This window comes from Herbaspirillum sp., assembly GCF_035644555.1.
In the GTDB taxonomy this organism is placed as follows: domain Bacteria; phylum Pseudomonadota; class Gammaproteobacteria; order Burkholderiales; family Burkholderiaceae_D; genus Herbaspirillum.
The window spans coordinates 1-26,321 of sequence record NZ_DASQOH010000068.1 but is presented as its reverse complement, the minus strand read 5'-3'; the positions used below and the strand labels follow the sequence as shown (position 1 = coordinate 26,321).

General features: G+C 65.0%; 20 protein-coding genes and 1 pseudogene. 14 read left to right on the top strand and 7 right to left on the bottom strand.

The genetic code is table 11. The features are described from left to right. The first annotated feature begins 90 nt into the window (after positions 1-90). The 3 genes from VE092_RS18570 to VE092_RS18560 all read left to right on the top strand — a co-directional run bounded on the left by VE092_RS18570 (position 91) and on the right by VE092_RS18560 (position 3,273). Positions 91-1,611: an amidase gene (locus tag VE092_RS18570; RefSeq protein WP_324879314.1), complete on the top strand. Its 1,521-nt coding sequence runs from the start codon at positions 91-93 to the stop codon at positions 1,609-1,611. Positions 1,612-1,749: 138 nt separating this feature from the next. After that, on the top strand, positions 1,750-2,100 hold the full coding sequence (locus VE092_RS18565) for a RidA family protein (protein WP_324879312.1): 351 nt from the start codon (positions 1,750-1,752) through the stop codon (positions 2,098-2,100). A 21-nt stretch (positions 2,101-2,121) separates the two neighbouring features. Beyond that, on the top strand, positions 2,122-3,273 hold the full coding sequence (locus VE092_RS18560; RefSeq protein WP_324879310.1) for an FAD-dependent oxidoreductase: 1,152 nt from the start codon (positions 2,122-2,124) through the stop codon (positions 3,271-3,273). Here VE092_RS18560 and VE092_RS18555 read toward each other — a convergent pair. Beyond that, positions 3,270-4,853 carry a GGDEF domain-containing protein gene (locus VE092_RS18555; protein ID WP_324879308.1) on the bottom strand — a complete coding sequence of 528 codons (1,584 nt, stop codon included), beginning with the start codon at positions 4,851-4,853 and terminating at the stop codon, positions 3,270-3,272. The genes VE092_RS18560 and VE092_RS18555 overlap by 4 nt on opposite strands. A 434-nt stretch (positions 4,854-5,287) precedes the next feature. Here VE092_RS18555 and VE092_RS18550 point away from each other — a divergent pair, with 434 nt between their 5' ends. Then, positions 5,288-7,030 carry a methyl-accepting chemotaxis protein gene (locus VE092_RS18550; RefSeq protein WP_324879306.1) on the top strand — a complete coding sequence of 581 codons (1,743 nt, stop codon included), beginning with the start codon at positions 5,288-5,290 and terminating at the stop codon, positions 7,028-7,030. Between the two features lie 55 nt (positions 7,031-7,085). On the opposite strand, the gene VE092_RS18545 is transcribed toward VE092_RS18550, so the two are convergent. Continuing rightward, positions 7,086-8,063, bottom strand: coding sequence for a MerR family transcriptional regulator (locus VE092_RS18545; RefSeq protein WP_324879304.1), 978 nt, complete (start codon positions 8,061-8,063; stop codon positions 7,086-7,088). Positions 8,064-8,317: 254 nt separating this feature from the next. On the opposite strand from VE092_RS18545, the gene VE092_RS18540 reads away from it, so the two are divergent. From VE092_RS18540 to VE092_RS18525, 3 genes and pseudogenes are all read left to right on the top strand, one after another. Then, a complete protein-coding gene (locus tag VE092_RS18540) occupies positions 8,318-10,060 on the top strand; it encodes a methyl-accepting chemotaxis protein (RefSeq protein ID WP_324879302.1) in 1,743 nt (580 codons plus the stop codon). Positions 10,061-10,067: 7 nt separating this feature from the next. Beyond that, positions 10,068-11,854: pseudogene (locus VE092_RS18535) on the top strand (putative bifunctional diguanylate cyclase/phosphodiesterase). A gap of 97 nt (positions 11,855-11,951) precedes the next feature. Continuing rightward, entirely contained in the window at positions 11,952-12,170 is a 219-nt protein-coding gene (locus tag VE092_RS18525; RefSeq protein ID WP_324879296.1) for a hypothetical protein, read from the top strand. Between the two features lie 80 nt (positions 12,171-12,250). Here the strand turns inward: VE092_RS18525 and VE092_RS18520 are convergent, their stop codons facing one another. Both VE092_RS18520 and VE092_RS18515 read right to left on the bottom strand, forming a co-directional pair. Beyond that, positions 12,251-14,833 (bottom strand): hybrid sensor histidine kinase/response regulator, encoded by a 2,583-nt coding sequence (locus VE092_RS18520; RefSeq protein ID WP_324879294.1) that lies wholly within the window; start codon positions 14,831-14,833, stop codon positions 12,251-12,253. 188 nt (positions 14,834-15,021) lie between these two features. Beyond that, entirely contained in the window at positions 15,022-15,822 is an 801-nt protein-coding gene (locus tag VE092_RS18515) for a DNA-binding response regulator (RefSeq protein WP_324879292.1), read from the bottom strand. Positions 15,823-16,287: 465 nt separating this feature from the next. Here VE092_RS18515 and VE092_RS18510 point away from each other — a divergent pair, with 465 nt between their 5' ends. Beyond that, positions 16,288-16,971 carry a response regulator transcription factor gene (locus VE092_RS18510; RefSeq protein ID WP_324879290.1) on the top strand — a complete coding sequence of 228 codons (684 nt, stop codon included), beginning with the start codon at positions 16,288-16,290 and terminating at the stop codon, positions 16,969-16,971. Positions 16,972-17,019: 48 nt separating this feature from the next. On the opposite strand, the gene VE092_RS18505 is transcribed toward VE092_RS18510, so the two are convergent. From VE092_RS18505 to VE092_RS18495, 3 genes are all read right to left on the bottom strand, one after another. Further along, on the bottom strand, positions 17,020-17,334 hold the full coding sequence (locus VE092_RS18505) for a cupin domain-containing protein (protein ID WP_324879288.1): 315 nt from the start codon (positions 17,332-17,334) through the stop codon (positions 17,020-17,022). A 158-nt stretch (positions 17,335-17,492) separates the two neighbouring features. After that, entirely contained in the window at positions 17,493-18,086 is a 594-nt protein-coding gene (locus VE092_RS18500; protein WP_324879286.1) for a flavin reductase family protein, read from the bottom strand. Positions 18,087-18,187: 101 nt separating this feature from the next. Then, positions 18,188-19,108, bottom strand: a complete 921-nt coding sequence (locus tag VE092_RS18495; protein WP_324879284.1) for a dihydrodipicolinate synthase family protein — start codon at positions 19,106-19,108, stop codon at positions 18,188-18,190. A 128-nt stretch (positions 19,109-19,236) separates the two neighbouring features. Here VE092_RS18495 and VE092_RS18490 point away from each other — a divergent pair, with 128 nt between their 5' ends. From VE092_RS18490 to VE092_RS18465, 6 genes are all read left to right on the top strand, one after another. Next, positions 19,237-20,184 (top strand): LysR family transcriptional regulator, encoded by a 948-nt coding sequence (locus VE092_RS18490; protein ID WP_324879281.1) that lies wholly within the window; start codon positions 19,237-19,239, stop codon positions 20,182-20,184. Positions 20,185-20,606: 422 nt separating this feature from the next. Beyond that, positions 20,607-21,944, top strand: coding sequence for an MFS transporter (locus tag VE092_RS18485; RefSeq protein ID WP_324879279.1), 1,338 nt, complete (start codon positions 20,607-20,609; stop codon positions 21,942-21,944). Positions 21,945-22,022: 78 nt separating this feature from the next. Beyond that, entirely contained in the window at positions 22,023-22,853 is an 831-nt protein-coding gene (locus tag VE092_RS18480) for a phosphogluconate dehydrogenase C-terminal domain-containing protein (protein WP_102661255.1), read from the top strand. 10 nt (positions 22,854-22,863) lie between these two features. Beyond that, positions 22,864-24,108, top strand: a complete 1,245-nt coding sequence (locus tag VE092_RS18475; protein ID WP_324879276.1) for a ribulose-bisphosphate carboxylase large subunit family protein — start codon at positions 22,864-22,866, stop codon at positions 24,106-24,108. Next, entirely contained in the window at positions 24,105-25,502 is a 1,398-nt protein-coding gene (oiaK, locus tag VE092_RS18470) for a 3-oxo-isoapionate kinase OiaK (RefSeq protein WP_324879274.1), read from the top strand. The genes VE092_RS18475 and oiaK overlap by 4 nt, the downstream gene beginning before the upstream one ends. A 111-nt stretch (positions 25,503-25,613) precedes the next feature. Further along, a complete protein-coding gene (locus VE092_RS18465; RefSeq protein ID WP_077237780.1) occupies positions 25,614-26,321 on the top strand; it encodes a transcriptional regulator NanR in 708 nt (235 codons plus the stop codon).

Sequence of the window (26,321 nt, the reverse complement as noted above, 5' to 3'; positions counted from 1 at the left end):
GCCCTGTTCTCGGTGCTGGTGAGCCTGTTCATCCGCACCACCAAGACCGCCGGCCAGATGCAGCCGGCCTGAACCAAACCAAGGGAAAGCATGCCAGAGAATATCGTTGAAAAAAGTGCAGTCGAACTGCGCCGGCTGATCGGCAGCCGGCAATTGTCCCCGGTCGAATTGCTGGACGCCTGCATCGCCCGCATCGAGACCATCAATCCGCACATCAATGCCGTCACCGCCACCTGCTTCGAGCGCGCCCGGGTCGAAGCGCGGGCCGCCGAGCAGGCCGTCATGGACGGCCAGCCGCTGGGCCTGCTGCACGGTCTGCCGATGGGCATCAAGGACCTGGAAGAGACCGCAGGCCTGTTGACCACCTACGGCTCGCCGCTCTATCGCGGCAATGTGCCGGAGCGCGACAACGCACTGGTGGCGCGCCTGCGCGCGGCCGGGGCGATTGTCGCCGGCAAGACCAACGTCCCGGAGATGGGGGCCGGCGCCAACAGCCGCAATACGGTCTGGGGCGCCACCGGCAATCCCTTCAATCCGCTGTTGAATGCCGGCGGTTCTTCGGGTGGTTCGGCCGCGGCGCTGGCGACCGATCTGCTGCCACTGTGCTCGGGTTCGGATACCGGCGGCTCGCTGCGCATCCCTGCGGCCAAGTGTGGCGTGGTGGGCTTCCGTCCTTCGCCGGGGCTGGTGCCGAGCGAGCGCAAGATCCTGGGCTGGACGCCGATCTCGGTGGTCGGTCCCATGGGCCGTGATGTTGCCGATACGGTGCTGCAACTGCGCGCCACCATCGGTCTGCATGCCAGCGATCCCCTGGGCTATGCGGTCAGCGACAGCGAGTTTGCGGCCTTGCCGGAGATCGACCTGGCGCAATTGCGGATCGGCTACACCGAGGACTTCGGCGTGTGCGCGGTGGACGACGGCATCCGCCAGGTCTTCCGCGACAAGATCGCTGCCATCGCCGGTCTGGTGAAGGTGTGCGAGCCGGTGCAGGTAGACATGGGCGAAGCGCACCGCGCCTTCGACGTGATCCGGGCCGAGGCCTTCGTGGCCGGCTTCGAGGCCGCCTACCGGCGCGACCCGTCCTCGCTGGGGCTCAATACCCGCGCCAACTACGAGATGGGCGCGGCCATGAGCCTGTCCGACTGCGCCTGGGCGCAGGGCGAGCAGACCCGTATGTTCCGGCGCTTCCAGCAGCTCTACGAGCGCTACGACCTGATCGTCTCGCCGACCACGCCGGTCTCGCCTTTCCCCTGGAGCGAGCTGTACCTGAAGGAGGTCAATGGCGTCGCCCTGGAAAACTATTACCGCTGGCTGGCCCTGACCTACGTGGTCACGCTGGTGACCAATCCCTCGATCTCGCTACCGTGCGGACGCGACCATCGCGGCATGCCCTTCGGCTTGCAGGTCACCGGTCCGTTCCGGGGCGATGCGCGCCTGCTGGGCTGTGCGGCGGCGCTGGAGCAGGCCTTCGACGGCGACGTCGCGCTGCGCCGGCCACGTCCAGATATCGCCCAACTGAAGACGGTGCAGGCGCCGCTGAAGTCCATCGTCACGCATCCGCCTATCTTCGAGGGGCAGGTAGCCGGTGTGGCGGGTGGTCCTGCCGTTTGAGCTGCAGTGACCAATCAATCTGAAACCGTTCGGACTGAGTAGGCCCGTCAGGGCCGTATCGAAGGCGCTACCCAGCACGAACGGTGAGCATCTTTCTGATCTTGGTGAATACTTATTTTTTATACGATTAGCGCAAACATGAACCCTATCCAACGCTTCAACACCAATGCCCGCATGAGCCAGCTGGTGGTGGCCAACGGCTTTGCCTTCGTCTCCGGCCAGGTGCCGGACAACGCCGGCGCACCCATCCCGCAGCAGGCCAGCGAAGTGCTGGCCAAGATCGATGCGCAGTTGCAGGCGCAGGGCATCGGCCGTGAGCAGATCGTCTCGGCCAATGTATGGCTGTCCAGCCCGGATCATTTCGCCGCCTTCAATGCGGTGTGGGAAGCCTGGGTGCCGGCCGGCCATGCGCCCACGCGGGCCTGCGTGCAGGCGTTGCTGATGCTGCCGGGGCTGGATGTGGAAGTGGCCGTCGTGGCCGCGCTCTGATCAATCACCGGGAGCATGAGCATGAGCGCAGCAGAGCGGGCGGACTATCTCGTCATCGGTGCCGGCATTGCCGGTGCCTCCATCGCCTACTGGCTGGCGCCACATGGCAGCGTGCTGCTGCTGGAGCGCGAGTCCCAGCCCGGCTATCACAGCACCGGTCGCTCGGCTGCGCTCTACATGGAAAGCTACGGGCCGCCGCAGGTGCGGGCGCTGACCTGCGCCAGTCGCGCCTTCTTCGACCATCCCCCAGAAGGCTTTGCCGAACATCCCTTGCTCACCCCGCGTGGTGCACTGTTCTATGCAGGCGCAGCCTTGCGGGCCGAGCTGGATGCGCATGAAGCGCTGGTGCGTTCGGTGTCCGACAAGGTGCAGCGCCTGGACCGCGAGCAGACCCTGGCGATGGTGCCGGTGCTGCGCGGGGAAGACCTGATCGGCGCGGTCTACGAGGAAGATGCCGCCGACATCGACGTCCACGCCCTGCACCAGGGCTTTCTGCGCGGTGCGCGGGCGGCCGGCGCGCGGCTGCTGTGCGACGCCGAGGTACAGACCATCGTGCGCGACGACGGCGCAGGGGAGTGGCAGGTCGGCACGTCCCAGGGAAGCTTGCGGGCTGGTGTGATCATCAACGCTGCCGGCGCCTGGGCGGATCAGATCGGCAGCCTGGCCGGCGCCGCCCGCATCGGCCTGCAGCCCTGCCGCCGTTCCGCCTTCACCTTCGCGGCACCGCCCGACAGTGCCCACTGGCCGATGTTCATGCCGGTGGACCAGGCGTTCTACATCAAGCCCGACGCCGGCCTGCTGCTGGGTTCCCCGGCCAATGCCGATCCTGTTCCGCCGCAGGATGTGCAGGCCGAGGAGCTGGATATCGCCATTGCCATCGACCATATCCAGACCGGCACCACGCTGGACATCCGTCGGCCGGCGCATGTCTGGGCCGGTCTGCGTTCCTTCGTCGAGGATGGCAGCTTCGTCGGCGGCTACGATGTGCAAGTGCCGGGATTCTTCTGGGCAGCGGGGCAGGGTGGCTATGGTATCCAGTCCGCGCCTGCTGCCGGTGAGGCCTATGCTGCGCTGGTGCGCGGCCAGGCGATCCCGGAGCACATTGGTCGTTTCGGCGTGCAGGCCGAGGCCCTGAGCCCGGCACGCATCGCCGGGGTCGGCAGCCAGCCCTAGGCCTGGGCCGACGGGTCATGCGCCATGCCATCCTGCCGGCCCTGGCCGCCCGCTAGCGCGCGCGGCGGCTGGTAGTCGGCGACGCGGTCGCGGCCACCTTCCTTGGCGCGGTACAAGGCGCGGTCGGCTCCGGCGAAGATATCCTCGATGCGGGTTTCCGGACGCGGCACGCAGGTGTACACACCAGCGCTGATGGTGACCACGCCCGGCGCATTGCCTTCATGCGGGATCGCCAGCGCCCGTACCGCATCGACCACCTTTTGCGCGATCCCGTGGGCACCGGCCAGGTCGGTATCGGGCAGCAGCAGCGCAAATTCCTCGCCACCGTAGCGCGCCGCCAGGTCGGCTTGCCGGCGCTGCACGGTCTGCAGCGTACGGGCGATGTCCTGCAGGCAGTAATCACCCTGAATGTGGCCATACAGGTCGTTGTACTTCTTGAAGTAATCCACATCCAGCATCACCAGCGACAGGGCGCTCTTGCTGCGGCTGGCGTTCTGCATCACCAGCTGCAGCTGTTCATCCAGATAACGCCGGTTGGGGATGCCGGTCATGCCATCCAGCATGGCCTGGGCGCGCAGGTTGTCGGTGAGCAGCTTGAGCGACAGGTTCTTCTTTTCGATTTCATCCTCGGCACGGTCGCGCATGTGCACCACGCGCAGCAGGTAGGCCGTCAGCAGCCCGATGATCAGCGCCGCCGCGATGATCACCAGCAGCTGCGAAGCCTGCGCGGCGCGCCAGTCGGCCAGCATCTCGTCATGGGCCAGGGCCGCGCTGACGAAGAGCGGGTAATCGGGCACGCCCGTCACATAGTGCAGCCGCAGCACCCCATCCTGCGCCGACTGGATGGCGGCCCAGCCGGGAGCGTGCTGGCGTGCATGATCCCGGTACAGCGGCAGTTCCACCATGTCCTTGCCCAGGAACTGTTCGCCATAGGGCCGGCGCAGCAGCATCACGCCGCCGCTGCTGCCCAGCAGCAGCGAACCGTGGGCGCCGATGTCGATGTCGTCGAACAGGAGCTGGAAATGCGCCAGGCTGACCCCGAGCCGGATTTCCCCCGCCGGCTTGCCCCGGTGCATGCGCACCCGGGTGAGCGGGATCACCCAGTGGCCGGTGACGCGGCTGGGCATGGGCGCACCGATCTGCAGACCGCTGGCGGAGCTGGACAAGGGCTTGCCAGGCGCTCCAGCCAGGCCGGCAGCGGCAGAATCCTGCGCCGGCCAGCGCTGCAGGATGTGGCCCTGTTCATCGATCACCAGCAGGCTGTCCATCTCGGGAAAGAGCCGGCTCTGGCGGTCGAGCAATTCCTGGATCAGGCTGCGCAGTTGCTGTGGGCCGAGCCGGCCGTCGTCATCGAGTTCGGCGATTTCCTGCAGCAGCAGATCGGCCGCGCGAAAGCTCAGATTGACCTGGGTCGACAGGCCGGTAGCGATGTTCATGGTGGCCGTCTGGCCCGATTTCAGCGCCGCTTCGCGTCCGGCCATGCTGCCGTTGAGCAGGGCATACCCGAACATGGCGCTGCCCAGGATGGCCAGGGCGATGGAAATGATCCTGACCTTGTTGTTGAGACGTTTGAGGGGCATGACGCTCTCCGTGATGATGCAGGTCAATCATGTCAACTTGGAATTAAATTAATCAAATTAACCATTTGTATTTTAGCTCATCTGGCGTTTAATTTCCTTTATTGCAACACTTTGGGGGCGGGAAAATGATGAGATTTTGACCTGCATTAAGCGTCCCGTTGTTTTCGCGACAGTCCGGTGCCGCGCTATTTTTCGGCCATTTCCATCGTTGCATCGGCAGTTCCGCCGGGAAAGGCTCGCCATTTCTCACGGCATCGTTAAGCGCATGTCATGCCACAGGAACAAGCTGATGTGAAAATCAGACGTATTAAGCATTTATATCGAATTTAATAAATAAATCGTTTATAGTCGGCATATTCCAGGTCGGGGGGGCGCCTGGATAGGCGGATTTATCGTGGCTGGGAACAGGAGCATTCAAGGGGGAGGGTGAGAATATGAAGATGTCGGATATGAAGATCAGTGTCAGGCTGGGGGCCTGCTTTGCGGCATTGATTGTGGTGATGTGCGTCATCGCGGTGGTGGGCGTCAAGAACCTGTGGACGGTCAGCGACGCCACCAGCGAGATCGTCAACGATCGCTATGCCAAGGTGGCGCTGGCCAACCAGATCAGCGACAAGGTCAACGTGGCGGCGCGGGCGTTGCGCAACGCCGTCATCGCGCCTGACCAGGCGAACGTGGACAAGTATCTGGAGCGATCCCTGAACACCAGTCGGGAAATCACCGATCACATGGCGGACCTCGAAAAGCGCCTCAACAAGCCCGAGGGCAAGGCCCTGTTCGCGCGCCTCAAGCAAGCCCGTGCCGAGTATGGCAAGCCGCGCGACCAGGTGATCGCGCTGTTGCGCCAGCAGAAGAAGGCGGAAGCCGGCGATTTCCTGTTCAGGGAAGTGATTCCTGCGCAGGACAAGTATTTCGCCGTGCTCAAGGACATGATCACCTTCCAGGTGGGACTGATGGACGAGAGCGTGGCCCAGGCCAACCAGGCCAGTGCCAACGCGGTCAACACCGTCATCGTCCTGTCGGCCGTGGCGGTGCTGTTGTCGGTGCTGTGCGCGGTGCTCATCACCCGCTCCATCACCCGCCCGCTCAACCAGGCGGTACAGGTAGCCACCGCGGTGGCGGCCGGTGACCTGACAGTGCAGATCGACGCCACCTCGCGCGACGAGACCGGCGCCTTGCTGGCCTCGCTCAAGGCCATGAACGACAACCTGCATCGCATCGTCACCGAGGTGCGGCAGGGCAGCGATACCATCAACACCGCCTCGGCCGAGATCGCCACCGGCAACCTGGATCTGTCCTCGCGCACCGAGCAGCAGGCCGGCGCGCTGGAAGAAACCGCTTCGGCCATGGAAGAACTGACTTCCACCGTGCGTCAGAACGCCGACAATGCGCGGCAGGCCAATACCCTGGCCGAGACCGCCTCCACGGTGGCCATGCAGGGAGGGAACGTGGTGGGTGAAGTGGTGCAGACCATGGGCGAGATCAACGATGCTTCGCGCAAGATCGTGGACATCATCAGCGTCATCGATGGGATTGCGTTCCAGACCAATATCCTGGCCCTGAATGCCGCCGTGGAAGCGGCGCGGGCCGGCGAGCAGGGCCGCGGTTTCGCCGTGGTGGCCTCGGAAGTGCGGACCCTGGCCCAGCGTAGTGCGGCGGCGGCCAAGGAGATCAAGACCCTCATCGATGCTTCCGTGGAGCGCGTGGAAAATGGCAGCCGCCTGGTGGAACAGGCCGGTTCGACCATGCACGAGGTGGTGGCCAGCGTCAAGCGGGTCACCGACGTGGTGGCCGAGATCACGGCCGCCAGCGGCGAGCAGAGCGATGGGATCGAGCAGATCAACCAGGCCATCGTGCAGATGGATGAAGTGACCCAGCAGAATGCTGCCCTGGTGGAACAGGCGGCCGCTGCCGCGCAATCCCTGCAGGAGCAATCCGGTCGACTGTGCGACACGGTGAGCATTTTCCGGCTGGGCGGCGGGGGGAGCAGCGTACGGGCCGTGCAGGCAATGCCGGTGACCGCACGGCCTCGCGCCGAGGCCACGCCGGGTACGCCAGCCCTGCCGCGCAAGGCGCCCCTCAAGAGCAGTGCGCCGGCCGCGACCAAGGCACTGCCGGCAGCTGCACCGCGGGCCACTGCGGCTGCGACCGCCGAGGGCGAGTGGGAACAGTTCTGAGCGGCCGTCCCGGCCTTTCTGCAGCGCGTCCGGTGGACGCGCTTTTTTTTCGCCGTTACGGCAGGGTGATCCCCTTGACCTGAGTCAGTCGTTGCAGGGCTTCTTCCAGCGGCAGGCGGGCGCGTCCCGCGGCCAGGCACAGGGTCCGGTGCAGCGCGGCCTCTTCTTCGGATTCGTCTTCGCACTGGCGGCTGTAGCGCTCGAAGCCGACCAGCGCTGTCAACAGTTCGGCCAGGTGGCGCGGGCATTCGCACTGCATGCGGTCGGATGCCTCGGAAATCTGTGCCAGTGCGCTCTCGCTGAAGCGTGGCAGCGGCACGCCGTCGTCCGGCTCCGGGAACGCGCCCGGCGCCGGCAGATCGACCCGCTTGAGCAGTTCGCACAGCCAGCCGATGTCCAGGCCATCCATGGGCTTGCGCACCACGCGATAGCCGATCTGCTGCAGGCGCACCACCATGTCGGGCGAACCGAAGCGGTACAGGATCAGCACCGAGCCTGGCCTGAAGCCCGCTGATAGCGTCTCCAGACGGCGATCGAGGTCGCTGTCGAGTACGGCGGTTTCCAGGATCAGCAGTTCGGCATCGCTTTCGGGCTGGGCCAGTTCTTCCAGAGTTTCCACCGCGGCGCTCACGGTGAAGTGCTGGCGGGCCAGCGCCTCGGCGGCGGCACGGGTGGCGATCCAGGGGCCGACCAGGGCCAGCCGCAGGTGCTGGGCCGAGCTGCTGCCGGGCGCCAGTGGCATCTCGGGAGGCAGGCCCTGGGCCAGCAACTGCAGCTCCGCCGGCGACAGCGCGGCCAGCTTGCCGATGCGGTGGCCGGCATCGACCAGCCGCTTGATCCAGCCCAGCCGCTGCAGGTCTTCCTGCGAATACAGGCGCTGCCCGCCCCCACTGTGCTGCGAGGAGGTGATGCCGTAACGATGCTCCCACGCGCGCAGGGTTTCCACCGACATGCCCAGTTGGCGCGCCACCGCGCCCGGCCGCAGCAGGGGGAGGTCGGTCAGCTCCTCGGGCGGAGTGATGTCATCAGTCATTGTCTCTTTTTCAATAAAAATATTTTGAAGAAGTACGGATATTTTTTCAAATTATCCGTTCAAAGCCGTTGCATGATGATTTTATTCTTATTTTGCACCGGAATTTATGTTTGTTTTGGTGATTTTTATAAGTATGTCACGCATTTGCCGGATTGTGAACGCGAAGAATAAAAAAGCAAGCGTAGGGCCTTCGGATCCATCCGAGAGGCGCGCGCCATCGGGAAACCTTGTCTCTCTCAACGGAAAAAACAACCATGAAACTCTCCGACCTGAAAATCGGCACCCGCCTGTACATCGGCTTCGGCATGGTAGCCGCCATCCTGGTCATCCTGGTCAGCGTGGCCTATGCCAATTTCGCGCGCCTGGGGGCGGCCAACGAGTTGAACGTGCATACCTATGAGGTGCGCGACCAGCTGCAGGGCATGATAGAAAGCCTGGTCAACATCGAGACCGGCCAGCGTGGTTTTTCCCTGACCGGTAATGACGCTTCGCTGGAACCCTATCAGCTGGGCAATGCCGGCTTCAAGAAGTATCTGACCCGGGCGCGCGAGCTGACCGCCGACAACGCGGCCCAGCAGGAACGCCTGCAGCAGATCGCCGAGGCGGAACAGCGTTGGCTGGCCTCCGCCATCGAGCCCGCCATCGCCCTGCGCCGCGCAGTGCGGGAGGGCCGCGAGCAGATGGCGGCGGTGGTGGCCTTCGAACAGGCCGGCAAGGGCAAGACCGAAATGGACCGCATGCGCGCCCTGCTGGCCGAGACCGACCGTGCCGAATCGGATTTGTTGTCGCAGCGCGCCGAGCAGGCGGCAGCCCTCAAGTCGGTCACCGGCAATACCCTCATCGGCGGCGGCATCATTTCGGTGGTGCTGGCCATGCTGCTGGCCTGGTGGCTGTCCAACAACATCACCCGTCCACTGGCGCTGGCGGTGCGACTGGCGCGTCAGGTGGCCGGTGGCGACCTGAGCGCGCGCATCGAGGTGGCCTCGCGTGACGAGACCGGTGAACTGCTGGGCGCGCTGCGCGACATGAATGCCAGCCTGGTGCGCATCGTCTCGGGCGTGCGCCGCGGCACCGACATGATTGCCACGGCCTCCTCGCAGATCGCCAGCGGCAACCTCGACCTGTCCTCGCGCACTGAGCAGCAGGCCAGTTCCCTGGAAGAGACCGCTTCCTCGATGGAAGAGCTGACCTCCACCGTGCAGCAGAACACGGCCAATGCCCGCGAGGCCAACCGCATGGCCCGGGAGGCCTCCGGCATCGCCAGCAATGGCGGCGGGGTAGTCAGCCGGGTGGTGGAGACGATGGAAGACATCAATGCCTCCTCGCGCAAGATCGTGGACATCATCAGCGTGATCGATGGCATCGCCTTCCAGACCAACATCCTGGCCTTGAACGCAGCGGTGGAAGCGGCCCGTGCCGGCGAGCAGGGGCGCGGTTTTGCGGTGGTGGCCACCGAGGTGCGCAGCCTGGCCCAGCGCTCTGCAGCCGCCGCCAAGGAAATCAAGGCCCTCATCAGCGATTCGGTAGCCAAGGTGGAGTCCGGCAGTGTGCTGGTCAACGAGGCCGGCGATACCATGCGCGAGATCGTCGAGAGTGTGCAGCGGGTCAGCAACATGATCAGCGAGATCAGTGCGGCCGGGGAAGAACAGCGTTCCGGCATCGAGCAGGTCAGCCAGGCGGTGGGCCAGATGGATCAGGTCACCCAGCAGAATGCGGCGCTGGTGGAAGAAGCTGCGGCGGCTTCGCAGGCCTTGCAGGAGCAGGCCCAGGAACTGGCCCATGCGGTGAGCGTCTTCCGCATCGACGCGACGGATGTGCAGACCGCGGCCGAGGTCGCCATGCCGGCGGCCGGCGCCATGGCGCAGGAGCGGACAACGCAGCCGGTGGCACCGGCGCGCGCCCCCCGTGCTGCGCTTGCTTCGCGCGAAGTGCGCCGGAGTGCGCCGCTGGCAGGTCGGCAACTGGCCGGCGGGTCCGACGAATGGGTCACATTCTGATCATCCTATGCATGCCGATCTGCTGAGAATGGAGGGCGTGCTGGACGCGCCCTCCGAATCCGAACAGCGCCGCCTGGCGGTGCTGGATAGCTACTGCATCCTCGACACCCAGCCCGATGCCCTGTGTGACCTGGTCACCGACCTGGCGGCCCGCTTGTTGCGGACCGAGATCGCACTGGTTTCGCTGGTGGACGCGCATCGTCAGTGGTTCAAGTCGCGCCACGGGCTGGAGGCTCAGGCCACACCGCGCTCGCAATCCTTCTGCAGCCACGTCATTACGCAGGACCAGGTGATGGTGGTCCCCGATGCCCGTCTCGACCCGCGCTTCGCCGACAATCCTCTGGTCACCGGTGAACCGGGCATCCGTTTCTATGCGGGCGCTTCGCTGCAGACCCGCGAGGGCCTGCACCTGGGCACGCTGTGCGTGATCGGCAAGTCGCCGCGCGCGCAGTTCAGCGAGGAAGAGGCCGACACCCTGCGGCGGCTGGCCGCCATCGTCATGGCGCGGCTGGAAATCCTGCGCGATGCCAGCTACGTCGACAGCCTTACCGCGCTGCCCAATCGCAGCCGGCTGGTGAGCGATCTGCAGACCCTGCGCAGTGTCGAAGGCCACCTCGACCGTCTTACGGCCGTGGCGGTGGAAGTGTGCGAGCACGTCTATCTGGCCGACATGATCAAGGCGCTCGGCTGGGATTACGTGGAAGGCTTCCTGATCGAGGCCAAGGAGCGCCTGCGCCAGGCGCTGGGTGGTATTGCGCTCTATCGCATCGGCACCTCCAGCTTTGCCTATCTGGAGCGGCGCGATGTGTGGCAGGTGCAGGCCGGTCAGATCAGGGAGGCCTTTGCCTCGACCGTGGCGCACCAGGGGATTCCCCACCATCTGGATATTTCGGTGGGCATCGTGCCGATGTCGCAGTGCGAGGACGACAATGAACTGGTGCCCTCGCTGCTGACCGCCATCGACGTGGCGCGCGAATGCGGCAGCCTGCAATGCCATTACGAGCAGCCGCTGGGGCGCATGCAGAAGCATTCCTTTGAGCTGCTGTCGGCCATCCCTGCCGCGCTCCTGGCGACCGACGAGCTGTGGCTGGAGTTCCAGCCCAAGATAGCGCTGATGTCGGGTCAGTGCGCCGGGGTGGAAGCCTTGCTGCGCTGGCGCCATCCGGTGCACGGGCCGATCTCGCCGGGGCTGTTCATTCCCCTGGCGGAGAAAACCGCGCTGATCCGCCAGGTCACCCTGTGGGTGCTGCAGCATGGCATCGAGCAGGCCGCCGCCTGGGCCCGCCAGGGGCGCGCCATCCCGGTGGCCATCAATGTTTCGGCGCGCGATTTCGACAATGATGATCTGCTGCATACGCTGGCGATGCTGTTGCAACGGCATCGTCTGCCGGCCTGATCGAGATCGAGTTCACCGAAAGCGCGATGAGCAAGAACCCCGAAAAGCTCTATGGCAAGATCCAGGACATCAAGCGGCTGGGAGTGAAGGTGGCCATCGACGACTTCGGCGCGGGCTTCAGCAACCTGAGCTATCTCAAGAACATCCCCGCCGATTACCTGAAGATCGACCAGTCCTTCATCCGTACCATGGAAAGCAATTACTCGGACCAGCAGATCGTGCCCTCCATGATCCACCTGGGCCAGAAGCTGGGCTTCGCGGTGGTGGCCGAGGGGCTGGAAACCGAGAAGTGCCGGCGCATCCTGCAGCATCTGGGTTGCGAGTACGGACAGGGCTACGGTATCGCGCGCCCGATGTCGGCCGCCGATACCTGGGACTGGATCGCCGCCCGGGATTGATGCGGCGGAAAGGTCCGGGAGGAGAGCCGCGCCGGGCTTGCCGTGAGGATTTGCGAGGGGTATATTTCCGCAAGGAAATATGAAGATGGAGACACCCGTGACATCCCAACCGGCCCCCCTCATCCTGCTGCTCGCGACCATCCTGGCGTTGGGCCTGGCGGCCTGCAGCCGCTCGCCCAAGGAACAACTGGCCTTCCAGCATGCCGAGCAGCAGTACCAGCTCAACCAGCTCAATCTGCGCAATGCCGAACAGGCACGCAGTCGCGAGGATAGCAACGGTCTCGCACAGGACGAGCGCGCGCGCACACGCGATTGACCGCAGGCGGCCGCCAGCGGGCACCCAGGCAGGCAATGCCTGGCGACCTCCCGCACTCGCAGATTGAATGTGAACAGGCCCTAGTACAGGTGGAATTGGCACAAGGCCTCCATTTCGAACAGGTCGCCACTGCGCAGGAATTCCCTGGCCTGCGTCACGAAGTCCTCGCATTCCGGGTGCTGCTGCAGCAGGTCGTCGCACCACTCCAGCAATTCCGATACCGCTCCCAGGGCGATCAGGTCCAGCGCCTTTTGCACGCTTTCCGGGGGAGGGGGCGTGGGGGACATGAGCGAGTCCATGGCGTTTGGATCTTCCGACTGTAACGGCGGCATGCGCAGCAGCCGCGCCACGTTTTCCTGCAGTTCGGTGAAGTTGACCGGCTTGAGCAGGTGGGCATCGAACTCCTGATCCTCCGGCTTGTCGCTTTCCTGGCGCAGCGTGGCCGACAGCAGCAGCACCGGCACCCCCGGCAGATATTGGCGCGCCGCGAACAGGATCTCGTCGCCGCGGCTGTCGGGCAGCAGATAGTCGGTCACCAGCAGTGACGGCGGTGCGTTCTGGCCATGCGCCATGCGCGCCATGACCGACTGGCCGTCCTTATAAAGTTCCACCCTGAAGCCCACGCTGTCGAGCTGCTCGACGAGCAGGGCGGCGATCTCCGGGCTGTCTTCCACCACCAGTACCAGGCGTCCGTTGCCATCGATGCAGGGATGCTCGGCGCTGCCGTCGCGGCTGTCATGAGGGGCAATGTCCTGCTCCCTGGCCAGCGCCGCCGGCAGGTGCACATTCACGACGGTGCCTTGCCCGGGTTGGCTCTGCAGCATGATCTGGCCCCCCATCTTTTGCACCCACTGGCGCACGATGGCCAGGCCCATGCCGATGCCCGGCTGGTCGCGGTCGGCGTTGGCCCGCTCGAACGGTTCGAATACGCGCCCCTGGTATTGCAGCGGGATGCCCCTGCCGTTATCGATCACCTGCATCCCTATGACTCCCATGCCGGGGTCGGCGCCCTCCGCCCAGTCGACCGTGAGGACGATGTCGCCTTCGCTGGTGTATTTGGCGGCATTGTCCAGCAGATTGCCGAGGACGCGGCGCAGGCGCCGGCCATCGATCTGCAATACCGGCGGCAGCGTCGGCGAGACCTGCAGCCTGAAGCTGTTGCGCTGGCGTCGTGCCAGGGCCTTGCCTTGCTGGCCGATGTCGTGCAGCAGGGCATGCGCATACAGCGGTGTGGGGTGCGGCATTTCCTGCGGATCGCCGCACAGGTAGTCGATCAGGTCGTTGACCATCTCCAGCATGTGGCGGGCGCTGCGCACGATGATGCGTCCACGCTGCGCATGTTCTCCGCCGGCCGTCTGCAGCAGGTCGGCAAAGCCGATGATGGAAGTCAGCGGGGTGCGCAGGTCGTGACTGATGCGGGTGAGAAAACCGCTCTTGGCCTGATTGGCCTGGTCGGCCGCCTCCAGCGCCTTGCGCAGTTCGTCGGTGCGTTGCTTGACCGCTTCTTCCAGCTTGAGCTGTTCGTGCGCGCGGGTGTAGAGCATGGCCCACTGCATCTGGTCATACAGGCGCCGCAGCTGCAGCGCGCGACCCACCACCAGGCTGGTACCCACGCCCAGCAGGCCGAGCTGGAACAGCGTGATGAAATGCCAGTCCGGCAGCACGCTGCGCTCCACCAGGCGGTTCAGTTCCAGCATCTTGAGCAACATGCCCAGCCAGGCCAGGGCGAAGGACAGCACCAGCAGGCGGGCATTGTCCAGCCCTTCGCGCCATCCGTGCAGCATCGACACCAGCCATACCAGATAGCACAGGCCGGCGCAGGCATTGGCCACCGGCGCGCTCTGGCGATAGTCGCCGACCGCGGTCCAGCCCGCCATCACCAGCAGCACCAGGCTCAGCAGACCGTAGATCCTGATCCAGGGACGGAGCCGGTTCAGCTCGACCAGGGCGTAGCTCATCCACAGATAGAGCAGGGTAGCCAGGCAGCCCAGCGTGGCCGGCGCGTGTACCAGCGAGGGTCCGCCGTCCGGCAGCAGGTAGCGATACAGGTAGCCCTGGAAGCTGAGGCTGAAGGCCAGTGCCATCATGATCCACAGCGCCGTCAGCGCGAAACCGTGGTCACCCCAGGTGGCGCCCTGGATCAGCGCATAGGTCACCAGCACCAGCGCCACCCCCAGCACGAAGAGCTGTATCCCCAGTTCCAGTCCTTCCTGTTCGCGGAAGGCAGTCGGTTCCCACAATGCCACGCTGAGATCGATCACCGAGCTACCCGCCACGCGCAGCACCACGACGCGCTGTTCGCCCGGGGCCAGGGTCAGCGCAAACACAGCGTTACGCGCCGGCACCTCGCGTTGCGCCAGGGGATACAGCGTGCCGGCATACTGCGGCAGCTGACGGGCATGCTCGCCGGTGGCCAGCCCGGGCGGGGGCAACACATAGAGCTGCACGTCCTGCAGGCGCGCCGATCCCAGCGCCAGCCAGCGCGTCACGGCCACCGGGCTGTCGTTGCGCATGACCCCGCGTAGCCAGAAAGCGCTTTCGCTATAGCCTTCGTGCAGCATCGGGCGGCCGCTCAGTTTCCACAGGCCGCTGGCCATGACGGCCGCCAGCGGACGGCGGCCCGTGTCATCGCGCAGCACCAGCAGATGCTCCGTGAGGGACATACTGTGCGCCACCCTGGCCAGGTCGATCGGGGGCGGTACGGTGGCCCGTGCGCTGGCCTTTGCGCCGGCCTTCGTATCGACCTCTGCGCCGGCCTTTGCATCGGCCTGCGCCGCGCCCGCAGGCCATGCCAGCACGGCCCACAGGAGGGCGACAAACCACCATCGCAGCAAGTTTTGCATGTCAGTGGTCAGCGGCGGAAGTGACTGGGCGGCATGCCGAAGCGTTCGCGGAATGCCGTGGAGAAATTGGCGGTATTGCTATAGCCCAGGGCCAGCGCGATGGCACCGATCTCCAGCGTGCTTTCCGACAGCAGGCGGCGCGCCTCCTTCATGCGTTCCTCGCGCAGGAAGTCGAACACCGTCACGCCCGCGCAACGCTTGAAGGCGCTGGAGAGCCGGCGCGCATTGGTGCCTACGGCGGCGGCCAGGGCATTGAGACCGATAGTCTGGTCGAGTTTCTCCAGCATCAGCCGGCGCGCCGCCTGGAACAGCACCGCGTCGAAGCCGACCACCCCGCCCGTCTCACCGGCCATGCCCTGGCCCGGTAAGGGCGGCAGTGTCTGGTGCATCGGCGAGCGCACGTGCACACATAGACGCAGCCGCACTTCATCGAAATTGTATGGCTTGGTGATGTAGTCCACCGCCCCGGCCTTCAGCCCCGAGATCTTTTCTTCGACGGCGGTAGCGGCCGAGAGAAAGATCAGGGGGATGTGGCAGGTGATGGTATTGGCCTTGATCAGGCGGCAGCTGGTCACGCCATCGTAGATCGGCATGCGCTGGTCCATCAGGATCAGGTCCGGTCGCACTGTCTGCGCCTTGCGATAGCCATCCTGCCCGTTGTTTCCGATATACAGTCTTGCCCCGTGGCGCAGGAGGAAATCGGAGATCAACATGCGGTCTTCTTCCACATCGTCGATGACCAGAATGCGTTGTCCTGACAGCGGCCCGAAATACAGTGGTTGATAAGTCTTTTGGTTCTTTTGGTTCATGGGTTCACCTCGTGACGAATGTGCCGAACTTACCGCGAAAGGCGCTCGAAACGACGAAAAAACGCCAAAGTACGCAAGATTTTTCCCGCTGCCAAAACGATTGGGAAATGCAGCAAACATCAAATCGAGGGCACGGCAGAATTTTTTCGAAAGTGCCGTGGGGAGGAGCAAGTTCATTTGAGGGGGGCGGATCAACCCTGATTGCTTCGAAAATCGCGTCTTGAACGACCGATTGGTGCGAAAAAAACGCAACACCGAAAGATATTTTTCCTTGCAGAAGAATAATGTGGGTGACGAGCAAAACTGGGGGCGTGAAAAACTAAGATTTCTTCTATAGATTTCTCTATCGCGAGACCTGAAACGCCGATGCAGGGCGGATGAGGGCGGCACCGTAATTGTGGTCGGACCGGATTTTCTTAGTTTTCGGTCGTCAATGAAACGTAATGAGAAATAGGGAGAAGCCTCATGGCCTATATGTTATTGATCGAAGAAACCCAACCAGCCAAGTTGCAGAAAAGCAGTCACGAACTGCGCAAGATGCTGGAGCGACAAGGGCACAAGGTGGGATGTGTGATGGCCGATGGCGATGCGTTGCTCACGCCGGTGAAACATTGCGACATCGCCATCATCAACGTCGGCAGCGCCAGCGGCGCGGGCTATGCGCTGACGCGGCAATTGCGCGCCGCCCAGGCCGGCATGGGCATCCTGTTGCTGGCGGCATCGCAGGAGAGCGCCGGGGCGCGGGTAGGCGGTCTGGAGAATGGGGCCGATTTCTGCGAGCCGATGCCCGAGCGGCCGGAACTGCTCAATGCCTACATCGATGCTCTGCTGCATCGGGTGGTGCCAGCCACCTGGCGCCTGGACAGCACCTCGCGCACCCTGCGTGCACCCCGGCATGACGCGGTGGAGATCAACGCGCGCGAATTCGCACTGCTGCGCACACTGGCCGACAGCGCGCGGCATGCGGCCGACCGCAGCACGATCGCGCAGGCCTTCGGCGTCGAGTGGATGAACTTCGACGAACGGGTGCTGGAAAAGACCGTGAGCCGGCTGCGTCGCAAATGGCGTGACAACACCATGTGCGACCTGCCGCTACGCACCGTGCATGGCGTGGGCTATTGCTTCACCGAGGCGATCCAGGTGCATTGAGCGGGCCGCTGTCATGCCACTGGCGCGACTGCTGCGGCCGCCCTCGGTTCAGTTCTTGCGCGCGACCCAGTAGGTCGCGCCGGCATCGCCGTAACGTTCGCTATGAGGCGTGCCGGGCAGCACCTGGAAGCGGTCGCCCGCGACCAGGCGGCGCTCTGCTGCGCCATCGAGCCTGAGGAACATCTCGCCCTGGACCACCAGGGCGTTGGCTTCGAAGGGGTGGGTATGGGTATCGAGGACGGTGCCACCGTCCCAATGTCGCTCTACGACTTCGTCATAGCCTCGTGCCAGCATGGTGTCGCGAAACTGGTCGAGTGTGATGACAGGGACGGGGGTGTCGAGGGTGGCGGCTGGCTGGTTCATGGTGTTCTCCGGATGGCTGGCGACGGTTGAAGGGACTGCGTTTGGTCACACTATAGCGCCGCCCGGAAAGCCTTGCTGGGCTTGGCCTGGCTGTCAGTCATTCGTCAGGATGACGACCGTAGATCCATGGAAAGGCGCCGCCCAGGCCGCCGCTGTGCTCAGCCCGGTTTGGCCTGGCGCTGGTTGCCGGCCACCACGAACTTGCCGGCGCCGAGGTGGTGCAGGGTATGCAGATCGGCATTGGCGTCGGTGAAGGACCAATGACCGTTCTCGAAGATGCGGACATCGGCGGCGGCGCTGACCACTTCGCCGAAGAAGGTGTCGTAGGCCTGTTCGGTATGGCTCTCCTTGATCCAGCGACACTCCAGCCAGGCAGCGCAACCTTGTTCCAGCACCGGCATGCCCAGTACCGGGCCGCTGCCGGCCTGGATGCCATGGCGCGTGAACTTGTCGACGTCGCGCCCGCTTTCGCTGCCCACCGCATAGGTCAGATCCATCTGCGCAGCACCGGGGACGATGATGCCGAAGCTGCCCGATTGCGTGATCAGTTCGCGGGTAAAGGTGCTCTTGTCGATCACCACGGCGATGCGCGGCGGCGTGAACTCCACCGGCATGGACCAGGCGGCGGCCATGATGTTGCGCCGGCCTTCGTGGGCCGCGGTAATGAGCACCGTGGGGCCGTGGTTGACCAGGCGGCTGGCGTGTTCCAGGGCGACGGGATGGAACTGGCTGGGGATGAGGGGCTTGGACAAGGGCGACTCCGTGGCAAGAAGGAAAATCCAAGGATGACACAGATCGCGCGACCATGAAAAACGGGAGCCGCAGCTCCCGTCTTCATTCTGCCGGCAGGGGCTTACTTGCCCCAGTTCAGCACCACCGGGTCCAGGCGACGGGCCACGCGCAGCAGGCCTTCGCGCACCTTGGGATGCATCGGTGCCTGCGGATGGCGCAGCATGTCCGACTTGATCACGCCGCCTTCGAGCATCAGCGCCTTGCAGGCGGCCAGGCCGCATTGGCGGTTTTCGTAGTTGATCAGCGGCAGCCAGTGCATGTACAGCTCGGCGGCCTTTTCGGTGTCGCCGGCCATGTAGGCGTCGACGATCTTGCGGATACCATCCGGGTAGCCGCCGCCGGTCATGGCGCCGGTGGCACCGGCGTCGAGGTCGGGGATCAGGGTGATGGCTTCTTCGCCGTCCCACGGGCCGACCACGGCGTCACCGCCCAGTTCGATCAGCTCGCGCAGCTTGGAGGCGGCGCCGGCGGTTTCGATCTTGAAGTAGGAAACGTTTTCGATTTCCTTGGCCATGCGTGCCAGGAAGGGCGCCGACAGCGGGGTGCCGGCCACCGGTGCGTCCTGGATCATGATGGGGATGTCGATGGCTTCGGACACGCGTGCATAGAACTCGTAGATCTGCTTTTCGGACACGCGGAAGGTGGCGCCGTGGTAGGGCGGCATCACCATCACCATGGCCGCGCCCGCGTCCTGCGCGGCGCGGCTGCGCTCGGCGCAGATCTGGCTGCCGAAGTGGGTGGTGGTGACGATCACCGGCACGCGTCCGGCGACGTGTTCCAGCACGGTGTTCTGCACCTGCACGCGCTCTTCGTCGGAGAGCACGAACTGTTCCGAGAAGTTGGCCAGGATGCACAGGCCGTTGGAGCCGGCATCGATCATGAAGTCGATGGCGCGCTTCTGGCCTTCCAGGTCGAGCTGGCCGTGTTCGTCGAAGATGGTGGGGGCGACCGGGAATACGCCGCGGTAGATGGGGGTGCTCATGGAGTCTCCGTCATGGTTGTCGTGGGCCATCGGTGGATGGCGGCTTGCAATGGCGACCAATATACGTGCGCCCACCGGGGCTGTATAGTGAAGACTTTCCATCATGTGATCGCTTTTTGGAATCACCCATGAAACCCACGCCCAGCCTGCAAAGCCTCCAGAGTCTGCTGTCCCGTCTGCGCATGAAGCAGCTGCAGCTGCTGATCGCCCTGGATGAACACAAATCCCTGCACAAGGCCGCCAGTGCTCTGGCCATGACGCAGTCAGCGGCCAGCAAGTCGCTGGCCGAGCTGGAATCGATGCTGGATGCGCAATTGTTCGAACGCACCAAGTCCGGGCTGATCCCCAACCAGTTCGGCCATTGCGTGATCCGCTATGCGCGCCTGATGGCCACCGACCTGGGGTCCTTGTGCGAGGAAATGGCGCAACTGCGCTCCGGGCGCGGTGGCCGGCTGGCCATCGGGGCGGTGATGGGGGCGGTACCGGAGATGGTGGTGCCGGCGGTGGATGCGCTGCAACGGCGCCATCCCGAACTGAGCATCGAGATCGTGGAAGATACCAGCGTGCAGTTGCTGGGCTTGCTGGACGAGGGGCATCTCGACCTGCTGGTGGCGCGCGCCAGCGTGTCGGACCATCCTGGCAAGTATCACTACCAGGCCCTGTCGGAGGAACCGCTGTCGGTGGTGGTGTCGGCCGAGCACCCGCGCCCGCGCAGTCGGCAGCTGCAGCTGGCGGCGCTGGCCGGCTATCGCTGGGTGACCTATCCCAGCCACATGCCACTGCACGCGGTGCTGGAGCGCGAGATGGACCTGGCCGGGGTGACCATGCCGGGCAATGCCATTTCCACGGCATCGACCTTCGTGACCGTGGCGCTGCTGCAGCAGGGGACGGACATGGTGTCCATCCTGCCCACGGCGGTGGCGGAGATGTTCGTGCGGCGCGGGATGCTGCGCATCCTGCCGGTGAAGCTGCGCTCGATGTCGCAGACCATCGGCATCGTCACCCGCAAAGGGGGGCAGTTGTCGGGGGCGGGGGAGGCGCTGGTGCGGCTGTTTCGGGAGCGTTCGGCGCTCTGACCTGTATCGACCCTGCGCCCCATGGCAGGGGCTCTTCTTCCAGGTGGGGGCTCCTCCCGCCTGATCTTTCCCGCTTGCATTATTTCCGGCATGAAGCGCCGGGGGCGCCTTGTCGCCCATGCAGCCCATGCAGCCCATGCAGCCTTTCCTGCGCTCGCATGCGAGACATTCACCTGATCCATGCAAAAAATTTGAGCATCTTTACAACTGGTGTAATGGTATAGTGATTATACCAGTTGGCGCGGTCCGTATTTTTTGTCTGCCTCCGCCGCTGGTGATATCAAGAAAACATCAAAGAAACAAAACAAGCAAAGGCAGCCAGGCGACCGCAAGGCGCACAGCCCCCGCAGTCCCTGGCGAAACCCGGAGAGGTTGTCGTTGAACAGGCACAGCCTCTCAACCCGACAGGAGACAAGACAAAAATGGAGACCACCCCAAGTGCCGTCGAAAGATCGGCCATCCGCAAGGTCGCGATGAGGCTGGTGCCTTTCGTAGGCCTGATGTTTTTCATCAACTTCCTGGATCGCACGGCGATCTCGTTTGCCGGCCCCAATGGCATGAGCCGTGACCTGGCGCTCACTGCGGCCCAGTTCGGCTTTGCCGCCGGGGTCTTTTTCATCGGCTACGTGCTGCTGGAAATCCCCAGCAACCTGGCCCTGCACAAGTACGGCGCGCGCCGTTGGCTGGCGCGCATCATGGTGACCTGGGGCATCGTGGCGCTGCTCTTTACCTGGGTCAGCAGCGTGGAGGGGTTGTATGTGCTGCGCTTCCTGCTGGGCGTGGCCGAGGCCGGTTTCTTCCCCGGTGCCATCCTCTACCTGAGCCTGTGGGTGCCGGCCCGGCATCGCAGCCACATCCTGGCGCTGTTCTACCTGGCCCAGCCGCTGACCATCGTCATCGGCGCGCCGGTGGCGGCCCTGCTGATCGAGGCGCATGGCCTGTTCGGCCTGGAAGGCTGGCGCATCATGTTCGCCGGGGTGGCGCTGCCGGCCATCGTGGTCGGGGTGATCGCCTGGTTCTACCTGGCCGACAAGCCGGGTGAAGCCAAATGGCTCAACGAGGCCGAACGCAAGTGGCTCACCGGCGCCCTGCAGGCCGAGCAGAACGGCAAGCGGGTGGAGCATGTGGCCCACGCCGGCGCGGCGCTGAAGAATCCGCGGGTGTGGATGCTCTCGCTGGTCTATTTCGGACTGATCTACGGGCTTTACGCGCTGGCCTTCTTCCTGCCGACCATCATCGGCGGCTTCGAGACCCAGTTCGGCACCAAATTCAATGTGTTCCAGAAGGGCCTGATCACCGCCATTCCTTACCTGCCGGCGGCCATCGCGCTGTTCCTGTGGAGCCGTGACGCCACCCGGCGCGGCGTGCGCAGCTGGCATGTGGGCCTGCCGGCACTGCTGGGCGCCATCAGCATCCCGGCCGCGCTGTACATGCAGAGCCCGGCAGCCACCGTGATGGCCATCACGGTCACGGCCTGCGCCATCTTCTCGGCGCTGCCGACCTTCTGGTCGATCCCGGCGCGCTTCCTCTCCGGTGCGGCGGCCGCTGCCGGTATCGCCCTCATCAATACAGTGGGCAACGCGGCGGGCTTCATGGCGCCCTTCATCACCGGAGCGATCAAGGATGCCACCGGTTCCTACCAGGCACCGATGTTCGTGGTGGGCGCATTGATGGCGGTGTCGGCACTGGTGATCTTCGCCATCGGCGCGGGATCACGGGAAGAGGCGGCCGAGTTGCAGGGCCGCGTGATCGCCGAATAAATCCGCCGGTCGGCCAGCAGCCAGTTGGCCTGGCCGACCGGAACTTTGCAGAACTCAAATGACGATAGGAGAAGAAATATGAAGGAAAAGATCGCACTCTTCGGTGCAGGCGGCAAGATGGGCGTGCGCCTGGCGAAGAATCTGAAGAAATCGGATTACCAGGTTTCTCATGTGGAAGTCAGCGAAGTGGGCCAGCAGCGCCTGCGGGACGAGGTTGGCGTGGACTGTGTGAGCATCGACGCGGCGCTGGACAACGTGGATGTGGTCATCCTGGCCGTGCCCGACACCCTGATCGGCAAGATTGCCGCCGAGATCTCGCCCAAGCTGCGCGCCGGCGTGATGGTGATGACGCTGGACGCGGCCGCGCCCTTCGCCGGCCATCTGCCGGACCGGCCGGACCTGGTCTATTTCGTGGCCCACCCTTGCCACCCGCCCATCTTCAACGATGAGACCACGGCGGAAGGCCGGCGCGATTTCTTCGGTGGCGGCGCCGCCAAGCAATCCATCACCAGTGCCCTGATGCAGGGTCCGGAGTCGGCCTTCGACCTGGGCGAGGATGTGGCCAAGGTGATCTACCAGCCCATCCTGCGCAGCTATCGCCTGACGGTCGAACAGATGGCGATCCTGGAGCCGGGCCTGTCCGAGACCGTCTGTGCCACGCTGCTCTATGCGATGAAGCAGGCCATGGACGAGACCGTGCGTCGCGGCGTGCCGGAAGAGGCGGCCCGCGATTTCCTGCTGGGGCATATGAACATCCTGGGCGCGGTGATCTTCAAGGAAATTCCCGGTGCCTTCTCGGATGCCTGCAACAAGGCCATCCAGAACGGCCTGCCGCGCCTGCTGCGCGACGACTGGCTGAAGGTCTTCGAGCATGACGAGATCGCGGAGAGCATCCGCCGCATCACCTGAGGGAGCGGGCATGGAACGCATCTACGCCAGCTACTGGCTGGAAACCGGGGACGACCCGGCGCGCGCGGCCGAGGTCATCGCCGGGGAGCAATCCAGCGGGACCTTCGTGGCCCTGGCCACCGAGACGCCGGAACTGAAGGCACGCTCCGGCGCCCGTGTCGAGAAGCTGGAGATCCTCGGCCACAGCGGCACGCCCAGCCTGCCCGGCGGCATGACGTCGCAGCGCTATACGCAATGCCGGCTGGAGCTGTCCTGGCCGCTGGAGAACACCGGTGCCTCGCTGCCCAACCTGATGTCCACGGTGGCGGGCAACCTGTTCGAGCTGCGCCAGGTGTCGGGTCTGCGCCTGACCGGGCTGCAACTGCCCAAGGCTTTCGTGGAGGCCTATCCGGGACCGGCCTTCGGCATCGAAGGCACGCGTCGGCTGAGCGGGGTGACGCATGGTCCGCTGATCGGCACCATCATCAAGCCCAGCATCGGCCTGTCGGTGGAGGAGACGGTGCAGCAGGTGCGTGAACTGGTGGCTGGTGGCATCGATTTCATCAAGGACGACGAACTGCAGGCCGATGGCGGCCGTTGTCCCTTCGACGAGCGGGTGCGGGCGGTGATGCGGGTGGTCAACGACCACGCCGATCGCACCGGCAAGAAGGTCATGGTGGCCTTCAACCTCACCGGCGACCTGGACCAGATGCGACGTCGTCATGACCTGGTGCTGGCCGAGGGCGGAAGCTGTGTCATGGCGGTCCTTAATTCCATCGGTCTGGTCGGTCTGCAGGAGTTGCGCCGTCATGCCCAACTGCCTATCCACGCGCATCGCGCCGGCTGGGGCTATCTCACGCGCAGCCCGCAACTGGGTTGGGACTATGCGCCCTGGCAGCAGCTGTGGCGCCTGGCGGGGGCTGACCATATGCACGTCAATGGCTTGGGCAACAAGTTCAGCGAGCCGGATGACAGTGTCATCACGGCGGCGCGTTCGGTCCTGCAGCCGGTGGTGGCCGGGGCCGACATGGTCAGCACGATGCCGGTCTTCAGCTCCGGGCAGACCGGCTTGCAGGCGGCCGATACCTATGCCGCCATTGGCTGCGCCGACCTGATCCATACCGCCGGTGGTGGCATCTTCGGCCATCCGCAGGGAGTGGCGGCAGGCGTGGAAGCGCTGCGTGAGGCCTGGGTGGCCGCCATCGAAGGCGTCCCCCTGGCCCAGCATGCGCGCAGCAACAAGGCGCTGCAGGCGGCGCTGGGGTTCTGGAAATGAGTCTGCTGCCTGAGAGTGCGCAGTTGCCGCAGGGGCTGCTGCTGTCTTACTACGGCGACGACTTCACCGGCTCCACCGATGCCATGGAGGTGATGAGCGCCGCCGGTCTGCCGACCGTGCTGTTCCTGTGCACGCCCGATGCGGCGATGCTGGCGCGCTTTGCCGAGGTGCGCTGCATCGGCATCGCCGGGTCCTCGCGCGGGCGTTCCCCGCAATGGATGGAGGAACATTTGCCGCAGGCCTTCACTGCGCTGGCGGCGCTGGGGGCGCCGGTGATGCAGTACAAGGTGTGCTCGACCTTCGATTCCTCGCCCGAGACCGGTTCCATCGGGCGCGCCATCGATATCGGCACGCGCCATCTGCGCGGCGACTGGTCGCCCATGGTGGTGGGTGCGCCCCGGTTGAAGCGCTACCAGTTGTTCGGCAACCTGTTTGCCGCAGTGGACGGGCAGGGCTACCGGCTGGACCGGCATCCGACCATGTCGCGCCATCCGGTCACGCCCATGGACGAGGCCGACCTGCGCCGGCATCTGCGCCGGCAGACCGCGCACCGCCTGGAACTGGTGGACATGCTGCAGCTGCGCGACGGGGCCGGGCAGGCGCAGGCGCATCTTGAGGCATTACGCGGTGGCGATGCCCCGGTGGTGCTGATCGACGTGCTCGACGACGAGACCCAGCGCCAGGCCGGGCGGCTGGTGTGGGAGGGTAGGGGGGCGGGTGTCTTCAGCGCATCGTCCTCGGGTTTGCAATACGCGCTCACCGCCTACTGGCGTGAACGCGGCTGGATCGCGGCGCAGCCATCGTTACCCAAGGCCGGCCCGGTGCCGGTGATTGCGGCGGTCAGCGGCAGCTGTTCACCGGTCACGGCCGGGCAGATTGCGTGGGCGCGCGAGCACGGGTTTGCCTGCCTGCGCATGGATTTGCCGGCCGTGCTGCGGCCCGCGCGGCGTACTGCCGAACTGGGGCGCCTGGTGGCGGCGGCCGATGCGGCCATCGCCAGCGGGCGCAGTCCGTTGGTGTTTTCGGCCGAGGGACCGGACGATCCTGCCGTCACCGGTTTCGATGACATTGCCGCCCAGGCCGGACTGGCACGGGGCGAGGCGGCGCGCAAGGTCGGCATCGCCTTGGCCGAGACCCTGCGTGCCATCCTCGATGGGGATGCCGGGCAGTCGTTGCAGCGCATTGCCATTGCCGGCGGCGACAGCTCGGGCGAGGTCGCCAGTGCCCTGGACATCACGGCCCTGTCGGTCTGCGCCGGACTGGCCCCGGGCGCGCCGCTGTGCCGGGCATGGTCGGACAATCGCCGCCGCGACGGTCTGGAACTGGTGCTCAAAGGGGGACAGGTGGGCGCGCGCAGCTTCTTCGGGGATGTGCTGGAGGGGGCTGTGAACTAGGGGCTGCTTCGTGCGCCCATGGCATGGCGCAATCGCAGGCCGGGCCTGCGATTGCGGTAGATATGGTAGAGTGCGCGTCCAACGAAACCTATACTTTGAGACAGCGCAGCCATGCCGGAACCGATACAGCGACGCAAGTTATACCAGGAAGTGCTGGAGCGCCTGATGGATCGCATCCATCAGGGTGAATTCCCGCCCGGGTCACAATTGCCTTCCGAACGCGACCTGATGGAGCAATACGGTGTGGGCCGCCCGGCGGTACGTGAGGCGATGCAGGCAATGGAGCGTTCCGGTTTCGTGGAGATCGCCCATGGCGAGCGCGCCCGCGTGGTCGACCCCACGGCCGACCGCCTGATTGCCCAGATCGCGGCCGGTGCGCAGCATCTCCTGCGTACCAAGCCGGACATGTTGAAGCACATGAAGGAAGCCCGCGTCTTCCTGGAAACCAGTACCGCCCGCATGGCCGCCGAGCGCGCCAGCGAGGAGCAGGTGGCGCGGCTGCGCCAGGCCATCGCCGAGCATCGCGCCTCGATGGTCAACCTGGAAGAGTTCATCGAACGCGACATGGCCTTCCATCGCGAGATCGCCGACATCAGCGGCAACCCGATTTTCCCCTCGATCGTCGAGTCGATGTTCCGCTGGGCCAGCGAGTTCTACACCACCCTGGTGCGCGCCCCCGGAGCGGAAGAACTGACGCTGCTGGAACACCAGCGCATCGTTGATGCCATTGCCGCCCATGATGGCGATGCCGCCGCCGAAGCCATGCGCGCGCACCTGATGCGCGCCAATGAGTTGTATCGGGAGTTGGGGCAGCAGTAG

Coding starts and splice junctions, on each gene's coding strand:
- VE092_RS18510 (WP_324879290.1), top strand. CDS start 16,288: ATGGCCTATATGTTATTGATCGAAGAAACCCAACCAGCCAAGTTGCAG.
- VE092_RS18555 (WP_324879308.1), bottom strand. CDS start 4,853: ATGCCCCTCAAACGTCTCAACAACAAGGTCAGGATCATTTCCATCGCC.
- VE092_RS18505 (WP_324879288.1), bottom strand. CDS start 17,334: ATGAACCAGCCAGCCGCCACCCTCGACACCCCCGTCCCTGTCATCACA.
- VE092_RS18485 (WP_324879279.1), top strand. CDS start 20,607: ATGGAGACCACCCCAAGTGCCGTCGAAAGATCGGCCATCCGCAAGGTC.
- VE092_RS18520 (WP_324879294.1), bottom strand. CDS start 14,833: ATGTCCCTCACGGAGCATCTGCTGGTGCTGCGCGATGACACGGGCCGC.
- VE092_RS18465 (WP_077237780.1), top strand. CDS start 25,614: ATGCCGGAACCGATACAGCGACGCAAGTTATACCAGGAAGTGCTGGAG.
- oiaK (WP_324879274.1), top strand. CDS start 24,105: ATGAGTCTGCTGCCTGAGAGTGCGCAGTTGCCGCAGGGGCTGCTGCTG.
- VE092_RS18565 (WP_324879312.1), top strand. CDS start 1,750: ATGAACCCTATCCAACGCTTCAACACCAATGCCCGCATGAGCCAGCTG.
- VE092_RS18495 (WP_324879284.1), bottom strand. CDS start 19,108: ATGAGCACCCCCATCTACCGCGGCGTATTCCCGGTCGCCCCCACCATC.
- VE092_RS18560 (WP_324879310.1), top strand. CDS start 2,122: ATGAGCGCAGCAGAGCGGGCGGACTATCTCGTCATCGGTGCCGGCATT.
- VE092_RS18490 (WP_324879281.1), top strand. CDS start 19,237: ATGAAACCCACGCCCAGCCTGCAAAGCCTCCAGAGTCTGCTGTCCCGT.
- VE092_RS18480 (WP_102661255.1), top strand. CDS start 22,023: ATGAAGGAAAAGATCGCACTCTTCGGTGCAGGCGGCAAGATGGGCGTG.
- VE092_RS18545 (WP_324879304.1), bottom strand. CDS start 8,063: ATGACTGATGACATCACTCCGCCCGAGGAGCTGACCGACCTCCCCCTG.
- VE092_RS18540 (WP_324879302.1), top strand. CDS start 8,318: ATGAAACTCTCCGACCTGAAAATCGGCACCCGCCTGTACATCGGCTTC.
- VE092_RS18550 (WP_324879306.1), top strand. CDS start 5,288: ATGAAGATGTCGGATATGAAGATCAGTGTCAGGCTGGGGGCCTGCTTT.
- VE092_RS18475 (WP_324879276.1), top strand. CDS start 22,864: ATGGAACGCATCTACGCCAGCTACTGGCTGGAAACCGGGGACGACCCG.
- VE092_RS18570 (WP_324879314.1), top strand. CDS start 91: ATGCCAGAGAATATCGTTGAAAAAAGTGCAGTCGAACTGCGCCGGCTG.
- VE092_RS18515 (WP_324879292.1), bottom strand. CDS start 15,822: ATGAACCAAAAGAACCAAAAGACTTATCAACCACTGTATTTCGGGCCG.